This is a genomic window from Pseudodesulfovibrio sp. lm2024, from assembly GCF_051175575.1.
In the GTDB taxonomy this organism is placed as follows: Bacteria; Desulfobacterota; Desulfovibrionia; order Desulfovibrionales; family Desulfovibrionaceae; genus Pseudodesulfovibrio; species Pseudodesulfovibrio caledoniensis.
Window position 1 is genome coordinate 610,308 of the sequence record NZ_CP195092.1, and the last position, 13,305, is coordinate 623,612.

Consider the following 13,305-nt stretch of genomic DNA (forward strand, 5'->3'; position numbering starts at 1 on the left):
AATCTTTTTCCCTTTGCCGGACACAGCACAAGGCGTGCCAAGCTTAAGAAATATTAATTGGCTGCGGACGGGAATGGACGCAAAAAAGGGCTGCCCGGCAGGACAGCCCCTTTGCTTTGCGTGTTGATGGGGATTAGCCGCCGAGGTACGCCTTCTTGACCTCCGGGTTTTCCATCAGCTCGGCAGACGTGCCCTGGGCCACGATCTCGCCGGTGTCGATGACGTAGCCCCGGTGGGCGAACTTGAGCGCCAGGTTGGCGTTCTGTTCGATGAGCAGGATGGTCATGCCTTCCTCGTTCAGCTCCCTGAGGGTGCGGAACATGTCGTACATGAGCAGGGGGGCCAATCCCATGGACGGCTCGTCGAGCATGATCACCCGGCAGCCGGACAGGATGGCGCGGCCCACGGCCAGCATCTGCTGCTCGCCGCCGGACAGGGACTCGGAGCGCTGCTTCTTGCGCTCGTCCAGGCGCGGGAACAGGGTGTAGACGCGCTTGTAGTCCCGGTCGATCTCTGCCTGCCCGTCCTTGCGGGAGTAGGTGGCGATCTTGAGGTTTTCCTCCACGGTCAGGTTGCCGAATATGTGGCGTCCCTCCGGGACCAGGGCCATGTGCAGGTCCGAGACGACCTTGTCGGCGGACATGCCCAGGATGGACTGGCCCTTGAAGCGGATGTCGCCCTTGATGACCTTGGGGGCCTCGGGCGGCGGCAGCTGGGCGATGGACATGAGGGTGGTCGACTTGCCCGCGCCGTTGGCGCCGATGAGGGTGACGATCTCGCCCTCGCCCACGGTGAAGGAGATGCCGTGCAGGGCTTCGATGTTGCCGTACTTGACGTACAGGTTTTCGACTTCGAGTAAGGGAGTAGTCATATGTTGTCGTCTCCAAGATAGGCCTTGATGACGGCCGGGTTGCTCTGGATGTCTTCAGGGGTGCCCTCGGCGATGGTGGAGCCGAAGTCGATGACCTTGATCCACTGGCACAGCGAGGTGACGACCTTCATCTGATGCTCGATCATGAAGATGGTGATGTCGAAGCGCTCGTGGATGCCCCTGACCAGGGTGATCAGGTCCTCCACGTCCTTGGAGTTCAGGCCCGCCGCCGGCTCGTCGAGGAGCAGGAGCTTGGGCCGGATGGACATGGCCCGGGCGATCTCCACCCGGCGCTGCAGGCCGTAGGGCAGGTTCTTGGGATACTCCATGGCCACGTCGGTCAGGGACATGGCCTCGAGCAGCTCCTCGGCGATCTCCAGGATGCGCGCCTCTCGGGCGCGGTATTTCTTGCCGCGTATGACCGAATCCAGGACCGAATAGCCGAGGCGGTAGTGCTGGGCGATGCGGATGTTGTCCAGCACGGTCATGTCGTGCCACAGGCGGATGTTCTGGAAGGTCCGGGCGATGCCCATGGACGTGACCTGGTGGGGCTTGAGCCCGGCCGTGGGCTTGCCGTCGAAGGTGATGGTCCCCTCGGTGGGCTGGTAGAAGCCGGAGATCAGGTTGAAGATGGTGGTCTTGCCCGCGCCGTTGGGGCCGATCAGCCCCATCAGTTCGCCGCCCTGCATGTCCACCGAGAACTCGCTGACGGCCTGAAGGCCGCCGAACCGTTGGGTGAGGCTGTCTATTTTAAGCAGTGACATGAACAGCCCCCTATTTGAACGTGTAGTATTTTTTGAGCTTCGGGAACACGTCCGACAACTCCTTGTTGCCCATGATGCCCTCGGGCCTGAACTGCATGATCAGGACCAGGAGCAGGGGGATCATGACCCACTTGATGACGCCCGCCGACGGCTCCCAGTCCGGGAACACGAAGGTGGCCGGGGCCAGCAGGAAGTCGATGAGCGCCTGGGAACGGAGGATCTCGAGCAGGAAGGTGAAGACAATGGCCGAGAGGACCGCGCCCGAGAGCGAGCCCATGCCGCCCAGGTAGACCATGACCATGGCCTCGGTGGACTTGAGGATGTTGAACGACTGCGGGTTGACGTAGCCGACCACGTGGGCGAACAGGCCGCCCGCGCATCCGGCCAGTCCGGCCGAGATCATGAAGTTCACGGTTTTGATCTTGTTGGTGTTCACCGACATGATCTCCGCGGCGGTCTCGTCCTGGCACACGGCGTTCACGCCCTTGCCGTAGGTCGAGGTGATGAACCGGCGGATGACCCAGATGTCGAAGATGGTGAACAGGATGACGTAGAGCAGGACCCAGGGGAAGTCGTTGTCGCCGGCCAGCCACGACGGGGTGGCGTCGACCATGGCCCAGACCGTGTCCTTCATGCCCTGGAAACCGCGCGAGCCGCCGACGAAGTCCATGTTCTCGATGCCCGAGATGACCATGTAGTTGACCGCGATGGTGATGATCGCCAGGTAGTCGTCGCGGGTCTTGAACGAGGGCAGGGCCACCAGGATGGAGGACAGGGCCGCAATCACGCCGCCGATCAGGATGATGACCGGGAAGACGAAGTAGGACGCGCCCGCCGGGAACAGCGGGTCGCCGAACTTGGAGCCGAAGCAGAGCACGGACAGGATGGAGGCGACATACGCGCCCACGCACATGAATGCCGCGTGGCCGCAGGTGAATTCGCCCATGTTGCCGTTCACCAGATTCAGCGAGGTGGACATCATGATGTTGATGCCGCCGAACATGATGACCGCCTGGATGTAGTTGTCGAGGATGCGGTACTGGGCCAGGACCAGAAGGACCACGGCCGCGAACGCGATCAGGATATTGAATGAGTATTTCTGCATGCGCTTGGCTCCCCGACTAGATCTTGGTGGACTGCGGCATGCCGAACAGTCCTGTCGGTTTCATCCAGAGAATGATCAGCAGGATGGTGAAGGCGAACAGGTCGCGGTAGGTGGACGGGAACACGGTGACCACGCCGACCTCGATGAAGCCGAGCAGGAAGCCGCCGTAGAACGCGCCTCGGATGTCGCCGATGCCGCCGACGACCGCCGCGATGAACGCCTTCCAGCCGATGAGCATGCCCATGAAGGGCTCGAGCACCGGATAGGACATGGCGAACAGCAGACCGGCCAGGCCCGCGAAGCCGGAGCCCAGTATGAAGGTGAACACGATGACCTGGTCGATGGGGATGCCCATGAGCGGGATGGCGAACTTGTCGTACGAGATGCCGCGCATGGCCATGCCGATCTTGGTCTTGGTGACGATGAAATTGAGGATGACGAAGACCGCGATGGCCGCGAAGATGACGATGACCTTGAGGTTGGTCACGGTCACACCGCCGATGTCCCAGACGGTCTTGTGGACCAGTTCCGGGAATTTCAACCGGCTGGCGCCGAGCACGGCCAGGTTGGAGTATTCGAGGATCAGCCCGCACATGAGCGCGGTGATGACCACGTAGAGCCGGTGCGCGCCCTTGCGTCGCAGCGGCCTGTAGGCCACGCGCTCGAGGGTGACGCCCACGCAGGCGGTCAGGAACATGGTCAGCGGCACGGCGAGCAGGAATGTCGCCATGGGCGACAACCCGAGCGCCGGGCCGAGCAGGAACCCGGCCACGAAAAACGCGATGTAGGCGCCGACCATGAAGATATCGCCATGGGCGAAGTTGATCAGGCGCAACACGCCGTACACCAGGGTGTAGCCCAGCGCGATGAGCGCGTAGAAGCTTCCCCACTGCAGGGCGTTGATGATGTTTTGAATGATGAAGTCCACGATAGCCTTCCCTGGGAAATTTCTGAGGATTTCGGGCCGCTGGGCGCCCCCGGCCCCGGAGGGTGTATACAAGAGCGGGGGCCGACGGCCCCCGCTCACCTAAGCCGGTATACTCAATTGCTTACGGGCAGACGGACTGCTCGAAGACGAATTCGCCCTGGTCGGAGATCTTGACCACCACGGCGCACTTGATCGGGTCGCCCTGTTCGTCGAACTTGGACTTGCCGGTGATGCCGTCGAAGGACTTGATGGCGGCCAGGCCGTCGCGGATGAGCTGGCGCTCCTTGCGCGGGTTGGAATCAACCTTGCCGGCGTTCTGGATGCCCTGAACGAGCAGGCCGATGGAGTCCCAGGTCAGGGCCGCGTAGTCGGCCGGGGTGGAACCGTAGGCCTTCTCGTAGCGGTCGATGAAGACCTTGGTGGCGCCGGTGGCGCCGGCGGCCGCGTAGTGGGTGGAGAAGAAGTTGCCGTAGCACTGCTCGCCGCAGAGCTTGATCAGGTCGGGGGTGCCCCAGGCGTCGGAGCCCATGAACGGACCCTGGTAGCCGAGGTCACGCGCCTGCTGAACGATCAGGGCGACCTGGTTGTAGTTGTCGGGGACGAAGATGAAGTCCGGGTTGGCCTTGATGATGGTGGTCAACTGCGCGGAGAAGTCCTGGTCCTTGGTGCCGTGGGACTCGAAAGCCACGACCGGGCCCAGGCCCTTCTTTTCCCAGGCGGCCTTGAAGATCTCGGCCAGACCCTTGGAGTAGTCGTTGGACACGTCGAACAGGACGGCGGAAGTCTTGGCGCCGAACTTCTGGGAAGCGAAGTCGGCGGCTACCGGGCCCTGGAACGGATCCAGGAAGGCGGCGCGGAAGACCCAGGGACGGTCCTTGGTGGTGTCCGGGTTGGTGGACCACGGGGTGATCATCGGGGTGCGGTTGTCGTTGCAGGTGCCGCCGGCGGGCACGGCCTGCTTGGAGGAGTTGGGGCCGATGATGGCGACAACGTTCTCCTGCTCGATCAGCTTGAGGGCCGCGTTGACCGCGGATTCGGCCTTGGACTCGTTGTCCATGTAGACGAACTCGAGCATGTACTTCTTGCCGCCGACCTCGAGGCCGCCGGCATCGTTGATGTCCTTGAGGTACATCTCGGCGGCCTTCTTGGAGCCGTCGCCGACCTCGGGGATGTCGCCCGTCAGGGGCAGGTTGAAGCCGATCTTGATGGTGTCGGCGGCAAAGGCCGGAACCATCATCAGGAAGCTCAGGACGAACGCGAGAGCCAGCAGGCCCATCTTGTGCAAACTCAGTTTCATTACTCCTCCTCTCATAGGAATTATGGTTGCTGATAGAAACAGTCTTGTTTCATACATCAAAAGGGGAATGAGAGGAAGTCATTTTCGTTAATACATTTTTGCAAATCTGGCGGTATGGTTGAATAAATTGCTCACTTCTTAATAAAAACAGCCCGAAATTTCTCCAAAAGAAATTTTTTGGGGAATAAAATTTTTCATTAATGTTAGAAAACGATTGGAGACTCGCCGAACCATGTCCCGGATTGGATGAAAGCGTTGGGGGCCGGGCCTTTGCGGGACGCGAAAAAAGGCCGGTCCCCCTCGGGAACCGGCCCTTTGTCTCAGGCTGTGCGCGGCCGTATCCGGCTACTGTTCGCAGGCGTCCCGGGGCTCGGCCGCCTTCTTTTCGGCCCGGCGCTTCTTCTTGGCCTCGGTCTTGGCTTCCTCCTCCTCGCGCAGGGCGCGGCGCAGGACCTTGCCGACCATGGTCTTGGGCAGTTCGGTGCGGAACTCCACCTGGCGCGGGACCTTGTAGTTGGCCAGCTTTTCGCGGCAGAACGAAATCACGTCGCAGCGATCCAGTTTTTCGCCTTCCTGGACCACCACGTAGGCCTTGACGATCTCGCCGCGCGCCTCGTGGGGGATGCCCACGGACACGGCCTCCTTGATCTTGGGGTGGCTGTGCAGGACCTCGTCGATCTCGCGGGGGTAGATGTTGTACCCGCCGGAGATGATCAGGTCCTTTTTGCGGTCCACGATGTAGAAATAACCTTCCTCGTCCATGGTGGCGATGTCGCCGGTGTACAGCCAGCCGTTGCGGAGCACGTCGGCCGTGGCGTCGGGCCGGTTGTAGTATCCCTTCATGACCTGCGGGCCGCGGATGACCAGCTCGCCGCGCTTGCCCGGGGGCAGGGGCTCGCCGCCCACGTCCATGTCCACGATCTTGGCGTCCGTGTCCGGGAAGGGCAGGCCGATGGAGCCGTTTTTGCTCTTGCCTTCCAGGGGGTTGAAGTGGGTCACGGGCGATGCCTCGGTCAGCCCGTACCCCTCGGTGATGGACGTGCCCGAGCGCTCCAGGAACTGCTCCATGTACTCCACGGGCATGGGCGCGGACCCGGACACGCAGACCTCGATGGACTTGAGGTCGTACTTGTCGATGTCCTTCTGCTGCAACAGCGAAATATACAGGGCGGGCGCGCCGGGAAAGACCGTGGGCCTGAGCTTGTGGATGCCCTTGAGCACGTCCAGGGGCACGTAGCGCGGGAACGGGGCCAGGGTGGCGCCCAGGCTGGTCGGCCAGGCCAGGCAGGTGGTCAGCCCATATATATGGAAATAGGGCAGGATGCCGAGGAAGGTCTCCTGCTTCTTGCCCAGGGTGTGCATCATGGACTGGCACTGCTGCATGTTCGCGCCGATGTTGAAATGGGTCAGGATACACCCCTTGGCCACGCCGGTGGTCCCGCCGGTGTACTGCAGCAGGGCCGTGTCGTCGGCCACCACCCGCTCGTTGGTGAACCGCTCGCGCCCCTTGGTCAGGCTCTTGAACGGGAGCACGGTCCGGCCGTCGAAGGGCACCTTGGGCATGGAGCCGCTCTTCCTGGCCTGCAGGGCGTAGAGGACGTTCAGGGGGAATTTCAGCCCCTCGCCTATGGAAGTGATGAAGAACTTCTCCACCGGCAGGGAGTCGCGGAGCTTTTCGAGTTTGGGCCAGAGCAGGTCCAGGGTGATGCAGCAGCGCACCCCGGCGTCGTTGAACTGGTGGATGATCTCGGTCTCCATGTACAGGGGGTTGGTCATGACCCCCACGGCCCCGGCCCGGAGCACGCCCCAGAAGGCGATGATGGTCTGGGGCAGGTTGGGCAGCATCAGCGCCACCCGGTCGCCCTTGCGGATGCCCGCCGCGCGGAGATTGGCGGCCATGATCTCTGTCTGCGCCTTGAGCTTGGCGTAGGTTATCGACCAGTTGCGGAAAACGATGGCCTTGCGCTTGGGCCACTTGTGGGCGGCCCTGTCCAGGAACTTGAACAGCGGAATCTTATCGTAATCCAGGGTCGGCGGCACATCCGGATCATAGGATTTGAGCCAGGGACGGTCGAGTTGCTCCATCGCGGGGGTCCTTCAAGGGGGTTCGGTGGTGAAAATGTGCGGCGAAGGTATAATAGGCCGGTCACGGGGTCAATATGGCGTGTTTCCAAAGGCGGAGTCGGAGTTTTGACGATTTTTTCTTGCCCGACAGGAGTGCCTGTCCGCCTGGCTCGACAACTCGGTGGTTGTAAAAATAAAATCCATTTCTACCGGTGTGTTAAGTAAGTTCAAAAGCGGCTGACGGGAGGTTGTCCACCCCTTGGCAAACTCCTTGCACTTGTCTCCGCACGTCCCTTTCGGGGGAAATCATTGCCCGTCGGCTAAAGTCGGGACCCGAAGACGCCGATTATTCAATATGTCAACGATCGATTGAACGGCGGTGGCTGGGAAAGGCGGGCCAACGGCCGGAGGAGCCCGGTCGGGGCCGAGTTGACAGGGGGGGTGCCTGTGCCTAGAGTGAAAACCTCGGCAGTGCCGGACGCCATCTCGAACGGATGAATCATTGACCGAACGAATGACCGAGAAGTTGCATGGCAGAACACGCTGAAAATGTGGTGACCGGAATGCTGATAACCGAGGGGTGCTACCTCAGACCGAGCAAGAGCACCCGCGTCCTGGCCATCCTGGACGCCCTGTCCAGGGACTCCAGCCTGTCCCAGTACGAACTGGGAAGACGGCTGCACCTGTCCGGGGCCATGGTCAACCAGTACCTCAAGCAGCTGCAATCCGAAGGGCTGGTCGAATTCCTCCCGGTCAACGGCAAGAGCTACAACTATACCCTGACGGAACAAGGCCGCCGCTCGCGGCAACGGATGTTCTCGGACTATTCCTCGGAGACCGTCCGACTCTATTCCACCATCAAGGAGTTCGTGCTCGACAAGCTCAAGGGCCTGGACGAGGAAGGCAAGCGGGACCTGGCGCTGTTCGGCGCGTCCGAGACCTGCGAGGTGGTTTTGTCCGCCCTGCGCGGCACCCGCTTCCGGGTCAAGATCCTGCTCGATAACGATGCCGAGAAACAGGGGCAGATTTTCAACGGGCACGTGGTTTCCGCACCGCATGTCCTGGATCAGGTGGACTGCGACGCCGTGGTCATCACCTCCTTTGGCAAGCAGGGCGAGATCTATGAACAGGTCAAGCCCTATTCCGAAAAGCGCGGATTTCAAATCGTGAGATTCTGAGTATGAAACAGATCCAATCCGTCACATTGCGTTCGGGCGTCACCATCGGCAAGGGCCATCCCTGCTTCGTGGTCGCGGAAATCGGCAACAACCACCAGGGCGAATTCGACATCGCCAGACAGATGATCGACGAGGCCGCCGCCGCCGGAGTCCAGGGCGTCAAGTTCCAGAAGCGGGACAGCGAGGCGCTGCTCACCCGGCAGGGGCGGGCCGCGCCCTACACCGGGCCCAACAGCTTCGGCCCGACCTACGGCGAACACCGCGCCGCGCTCGAGCTGTCCATCGATCAGATGGCCCGGCTCAAGGAATACGCCGAATCCATGGGCCTGGTCTTCTTCGCCTCGGCCTGGGACGACCCGAGCCTGGCTCAGATCCTGGATCTGGACGTGGAACTGCTCAAGATCAGCTCCGCCGAGCTCGTCAACGTGCCCCTGGTCCGCAAGTACGCCAAGGCCGAGATCCCGGTCATCCTGTCCACCGGCATGAGCGGCCTGGACGACATCGACGTGGCCATGGCCGAAATCCGGTCCTACCACGACGACGTCATCCTCCTGCACTGCAATTCCACCTACCCTTGCCCCGAGGAACACATCGGACTGCCCGTCATGGACGCCCTGCGCGACCGTTACGCCGTGCCGGTCGGCTACTCCGGGCACGAAAAGGGCATCGGGCCCAGCGTGGCCGCCGCTGCCCTGGGCGCGTGCGTGGTTGAACGCCATTTCACCCTGGACAAGACCCTCAAGGGAACCGACCACCAGGCCTCCCTCGAACCCGCGCAGCTGGCCGCCATGGTGACCATGATCCGCGAAGTCGAAAAGGCCGTGCAGGTCAAGGGCAAGGTCGTCTTCCCCGACGAGCAGGCCGCGGCCAAGAAGCTGCGCAAGTGCATCGTCTTCTCCCGTGATCTGCCCGCCGGCCATATTCTTACCGAGGCCGACCTTACCACCCGCTGCCCGCGCGTGGGCGTCTCCCCGGTCCACTGGGACGAAATCATCGGCGCCGCGCTCAACCGGCCGGTCAAGCACGAGGAACCCGTGCAATGGGATACCCTCAGCCTGACCCAGTCCGCCTGCGCCGACGCCGCCACGTCGTAGACGGCGCGTATGCGAATGAAAAGGTGCGGACGCGCAATGCGCGTCCGCACCTTTTTTTTGCCTCCCCCTTCCCCCCTTCCCCCCTTCCCCCCTGGACCCCCCAACCCCCTCTCACCCTCCTGAACTTTTTGGGCCGCTTCGCGGATGGTGGGAACTCGGGGGAATCGCTGTTTCGCACTTTTGCCAAAGGCGACACATAAGGTGCTTGAGCGGGGGCTGAGGCTGTGCCCCGGTTGCTTCGGCACGGCGCAGGCTATCGGAATCGGCAATCTATACGTAAATTATCATTCATCTCGGGGCAGAGGCGTGCTAGATGGTAGGGGTATGGCCGCAACCGTGCCGGAGGAGGGCGAATGAGTCAGACGGATATTTTGTTGGAAACAGGGACCAATGAGCTTGAGATCATTGAGTTCTTCATTGACGAAGTCACCCCGGAAGGGGTGGAGCGCCAGTATTTCGGCGTGAACGTGGCCAAGGTGCTGGAAGTCGTCGAGGCCCCGGAGGGGCTGGAGGGGTCCGAGGCGGCGGTGCACCCGAGTTTTCTGGGCACGATCCCGCTGCGCGATCTGATCCTGCCGGTGGTGGACTTGAGCGTATGGCTGCATATGGAGCGTTCGCCCGCCGAGAACGAGCCGATCATCGTCACCGAGTTCAACGCCATGATCACGGGTTTTCTGGTCTCGGGCGTGACGCAGATCCACCGAGTGTTCTGGGCCGACGTGGAGCCGCCGAGCAAGTACGTGTCGTCCATGGAGACCAACTGCATCACCGGCACGGTCAAGATCAAGGACCGGTTCGTGCTCATGCTCGACCTGGAGCAGGTCCTGGCCGACCTGGACGAGTCGGGCCAGACCAAGGCCAACCTGAGCACCGTGGTTTCGGACGAGCGTTACCGTGCGCTGGTGGCGGACGATTCCACTTCGGTGCGCCAGCTGCTCGAAAACAATTTCAGCCGGGCCAATTTCGAGGTGACCATGGTCCGCGACGGGGCCGAGGCGTGGGCCATTCTGGAAGATATCAAGATCAAGTGCGCCGCCGAGGGCACCAGCCCGCTGGACTACCTGGATGCCGTTGTCTCGGACGTGGAGATGCCGCAGATGGACGGCTACACACTGACCCGGCAGGTCAAGGAGGACCCGGTCCTCAAGGTACTGCCCGTGGTCCTGTTCTCGTCGCTCATCTCCAAGTCCGTGCTGCACAAGGGCAAGGCGGTCATGGCCGACGAGCAGGTCACCAAGCCGGAATTCCACGGCCTGACCGAGAAGGTCATCAACCTGATCCGCAGATGGGACAGGCCCGGGGCGACCGCCTAGCCGACCACCTCGTCCAGCTGCTTGCGCAGGGTGGACACGCCGCAGGAGTGGTGCATGTAAACCGGCACGTCCTTGCCGCGCACGGCGTCGAGCACGTCCTTGCGCGCCTTGTGGGACACCTTGTTGGTGAACATGACCACGAAATCCACCTGGCCCAGGGCCTTGGATATCTTGCGCTCCTTGCCCGTGAAGTGCTTCAGCTTGATCCCGCTGCGCTTCGCTTCGGTGACGTATTCCTGCTTCAGCCGATCCATTCCGCCTATCAATGCCGCGCACATATTGCACTCTCCATGTTTGAAATTGAAAATCGTTATCAACAAATACAGAGAGGACGGGATCGTGTCAACAACAGATCCCGTCTTTTTCGTGATGCGGCTAACTGACTGCATCAGTGGATTATTTGCGCAACGCCTTGCCGTCGTGCCAGGCACGGCCTACCTGTTCGCCCACGGCCCAGTAGTGGTTGTCGGGCATGGTCAGGGTGAAGGGCCGGACCTTTTCCACGTCCACGTGGCCGTCGGTCATAAAGCGCTCCTCGGTCCAGGCCCCGACCAGTTCGCCGATGAACAGGGTGTCGTTGGTCATGGCGAATTGCTCCTTGAGCCGGAACTCCATGGCCAGGGGGCAGGTGCGGATGAGCGGAGCGTTTTCGAGTTCGCCGTAGTGGACCTCGAACAGGCCGGACTTGTCGGTCCGGTTGCCCGAGGCCAGCCCGGCGTAGTCGGTCTCGGCGACCATGTCCACGGACGGGATGTTGATGGAGTATTGACCGGTTTCGAGGATGGCCCGGTGGCTGGCGTGCTTTTTGTTGACCGCCATGGCCATGATGCACGGGTCGTAGTTGACCCGCGTGACCCAGGCCATGGCCATGAAATTGGGCTTGCCGTCGAGCATGGTCCCGAGGATGGTCTGCGGCTCGGGCAGGATGAAGGCGTTGTTGCCGATGTTGATTCGTTCGGACATGGTGTGCTCCTTTTTATTGTATGTACATACAAGTGTTGTCGCCGAAAAGACCGGCACCGGGTATCCGTGCGTCGGGTCCTGTCAGGTCATGTCTTCGATGCGCTGGTGCGCGGCAAAGGTCTCGCGGGCCAGGGCGTCGCCCGCCTCGCGTCCGAGCACGGCGCAGTAGTTTTCGTGCAGTCGGGTCCAGGCCTTCTCGATCTCGGGTTGGATCGCGCCCGCCCGGTCCGTGGGGTAGACTCGTGTCAGCTTGCCCTCCTGCTTGCGTTCCACCAGGTCCTGGTAGACCAGTTTGTCCGTGAAACGGGTCAGGGTGGACGGGGCCAGGTGCAGGTGGTCGGCAAGCTCGGTCACGGTGATGCCCGGCTGGTCGTTGACCAGCATGACGGCAAAGGCGAGCGAAGGGGACAGCCCGGTGTCGCGGAACGCCTTCTCGGCCATGCGCGAGACCGACCGGGCCAGGGCGTTGGCCGTGAAGAACAGGCAGTTTTGCAGATAGAGCGATGGTTTCTTCATGTGATTCTCTGTTGTATGTACATACAAATATCCTCACGGGCCGCGATGGTCAAGTGGGGAGTGTCGGTAAGAGGGGGCGGGCGTGTACCGTGGGGGGATGGGCGGGCCGGGAACCTTCGTGTGGCGTTGCTTCGTATGGCGACGGCGTTGGCAATGGCTGTCGGCTTGGCTCCGCCGAATGTGCCGAGTCGGGCAGGAGGAAGGCGTTGTTGCCGATGTTGATTCGCTCGGCCATTTTCCCTTCTCCCGCGTTGTGCTAAAGGGCATGTAACCGTAATAGTCCTAAACTAGAGGCGTAACTGGGCGGGAATTGCCGGGCCTCCTTCCCCGCCGCAAGCCATTCCGGGTGGCGTGCGGCCCGGGAGTTTGACATTATTCTCGCAGGCCGCTAGATTTTTATTTTTATGCCAAATTTTTATTGAGGGAGGGGAGAGATTTGGGTGGAAAAAGCAATTCGGCATGCTCGACGATCAGGCAATTCGTTCCGTTGGTCGCCTTTCTCGGTGCTTTTCTCGGCGAGAATTGCGAAGTGGTCCTGCACGACGCTTCGGCCAAGGAGAAGTCGGTGCTGGCCATCGCGAACGGGCATATCTCCGGTCGCAGGGAAGGGGCCCCGCTGACGGACTTGGCGCTCAAGTTTGTGGTCAACAGGGAGTATGAGAAGCGCGATTGGGTCATGGGCTATACCACCCGCACAAGGGACGGCAGGCCCCTGCATTCCGCCACCTATTTCATCCGCGAAGACAATGGGGAACTGGCCGGGATGTTGTGTCTGAACATGGACACCTCGGATCTGGTGCAGGCCAGGGACATGTTGAACAAGGTCATCGCCGCCGTGGGCTTCGAGTCGGCCAAGGCGAAACAAAGCCCGGACCATGCGGCGCACACCGAGACCTTTTCCGGGTCCATGGAGGAACTGACCGAAAACCTCATCCGCCGGGTCGTGGCCGAGGCCCACATCCCCCCGGAGCGCATGACCATTGCCGAGAAAATGGGCATCATGGCCACCCTCAATTCCCACGGCGTCTTCCTGCTCAAAGGGTCGATCCGGGTGGTGGCCGAGTATCTCGCCGCTTCGGAGGCCACTATCTACCGGTATCTGCAAAAGTTGAACGAGCAGTAACCCGGCCCGGCATCCCCCGCAACCTGCCAGAAACGGCGCGCCCCGCAGACAGCTGCGGGGCGCGCCGTTTTCTTGGTGTAATAAAAAAG

At 61.7% G+C, this 13,305-nt stretch carries 13 protein-coding genes; 4 read left to right on the forward strand and 9 right to left on the reverse strand.

Annotated features, from left to right (window positions below; translation table 11 throughout):
- Positions 1 to 133: 133 nt before the first annotated feature.
- The 6 genes from ACR42D_RS02785 to ACR42D_RS02810 form a co-directional block, all read right to left on the reverse strand.
- Positions 134 to 871 (reverse strand): ABC transporter ATP-binding protein, encoded by a 738-nt coding sequence (locus ACR42D_RS02785; protein WP_484565341.1) that lies wholly within the window; start codon positions 869 to 871, stop codon positions 134 to 136.
- Positions 868 to 1,635 (reverse strand): ABC transporter ATP-binding protein, encoded by a 768-nt coding sequence (locus ACR42D_RS02790; RefSeq protein ID WP_484565342.1) that lies wholly within the window; start codon positions 1,633 to 1,635, stop codon positions 868 to 870. Before ACR42D_RS02790 ends, ACR42D_RS02785 begins: the two co-directional genes overlap by 4 nt.
- A 10-nt stretch (positions 1,636 to 1,645) precedes the next feature.
- Positions 1,646 to 2,740 (reverse strand): branched-chain amino acid ABC transporter permease, encoded by a 1,095-nt coding sequence (locus tag ACR42D_RS02795; RefSeq protein WP_484565343.1) that lies wholly within the window; start codon positions 2,738 to 2,740, stop codon positions 1,646 to 1,648.
- Between the two features lie 16 nt (positions 2,741 to 2,756).
- Positions 2,757 to 3,668 (reverse strand): branched-chain amino acid ABC transporter permease, encoded by a 912-nt coding sequence (locus tag ACR42D_RS02800; RefSeq protein ID WP_484565344.1) that lies wholly within the window; start codon positions 3,666 to 3,668, stop codon positions 2,757 to 2,759.
- Between the two features lie 121 nt (positions 3,669 to 3,789).
- Positions 3,790 to 4,965, reverse strand: coding sequence for an ABC transporter substrate-binding protein (locus ACR42D_RS02805; RefSeq protein ID WP_484565345.1), 1,176 nt, complete (start codon positions 4,963 to 4,965; stop codon positions 3,790 to 3,792).
- Positions 4,966 to 5,310: 345 nt separating this feature from the next.
- Positions 5,311 to 7,050, reverse strand: coding sequence for a long-chain-fatty-acid--CoA ligase (locus ACR42D_RS02810; RefSeq protein WP_484565346.1), 1,740 nt, complete (start codon positions 7,048 to 7,050; stop codon positions 5,311 to 5,313).
- Between the two features lie 542 nt (positions 7,051 to 7,592).
- On the opposite strand from ACR42D_RS02810, the gene ACR42D_RS02815 reads away from it, so the two are divergent.
- The 3 genes from ACR42D_RS02815 to ACR42D_RS02825 all read left to right on the forward strand — a co-directional run bounded on the left by ACR42D_RS02815 (position 7,593) and on the right by ACR42D_RS02825 (position 10,614).
- Positions 7,593 to 8,207, forward strand: a complete 615-nt coding sequence (locus tag ACR42D_RS02815) for a winged helix-turn-helix transcriptional regulator (RefSeq protein ID WP_484565347.1) — start codon at positions 7,593 to 7,595, stop codon at positions 8,205 to 8,207.
- 2 nt (positions 8,208 to 8,209) lie between these two features.
- Positions 8,210 to 9,301: an N-acetylneuraminate synthase family protein gene (locus tag ACR42D_RS02820; protein WP_484565348.1), complete on the forward strand. Its 1,092-nt coding sequence runs from the start codon at positions 8,210 to 8,212 to the stop codon at positions 9,299 to 9,301.
- 353 nt (positions 9,302 to 9,654) lie between these two features.
- Positions 9,655 to 10,614, forward strand: a complete 960-nt coding sequence (locus ACR42D_RS02825) for a chemotaxis protein (RefSeq protein WP_484565349.1) — start codon at positions 9,655 to 9,657, stop codon at positions 10,612 to 10,614.
- On the opposite strand, the gene ACR42D_RS02830 is transcribed toward ACR42D_RS02825, so the two are convergent.
- The 3 genes from ACR42D_RS02830 to ACR42D_RS02840 form a co-directional block, all read right to left on the reverse strand.
- A complete protein-coding gene (locus ACR42D_RS02830; RefSeq protein ID WP_071545926.1) occupies positions 10,611 to 10,892 on the reverse strand; it encodes a DUF2325 domain-containing protein in 282 nt (93 codons plus the stop codon). The genes ACR42D_RS02825 and ACR42D_RS02830 overlap by 4 nt on opposite strands.
- A gap of 118 nt (positions 10,893 to 11,010) precedes the next feature.
- Positions 11,011 to 11,577 (reverse strand): flavin reductase family protein, encoded by a 567-nt coding sequence (locus ACR42D_RS02835; RefSeq protein WP_484565350.1) that lies wholly within the window; start codon positions 11,575 to 11,577, stop codon positions 11,011 to 11,013.
- 81 nt (positions 11,578 to 11,658) lie between these two features.
- On the reverse strand, positions 11,659 to 12,093 hold the full coding sequence (locus ACR42D_RS02840; protein WP_484565351.1) for a MarR family winged helix-turn-helix transcriptional regulator: 435 nt from the start codon (positions 12,091 to 12,093) through the stop codon (positions 11,659 to 11,661).
- A gap of 436 nt (positions 12,094 to 12,529) precedes the next feature.
- Between ACR42D_RS02840 and ACR42D_RS02845 the strand changes: the two genes are divergently transcribed.
- The gene (locus ACR42D_RS02845; RefSeq protein ID WP_484565352.1) at positions 12,530 to 13,216 is read left to right on the forward strand and encodes a helix-turn-helix transcriptional regulator; all 687 of its coding nucleotides are present in this window, start codon (positions 12,530 to 12,532) and stop codon (positions 13,214 to 13,216) included.
- Positions 13,217 to 13,305 lie beyond the last annotated feature (89 nt).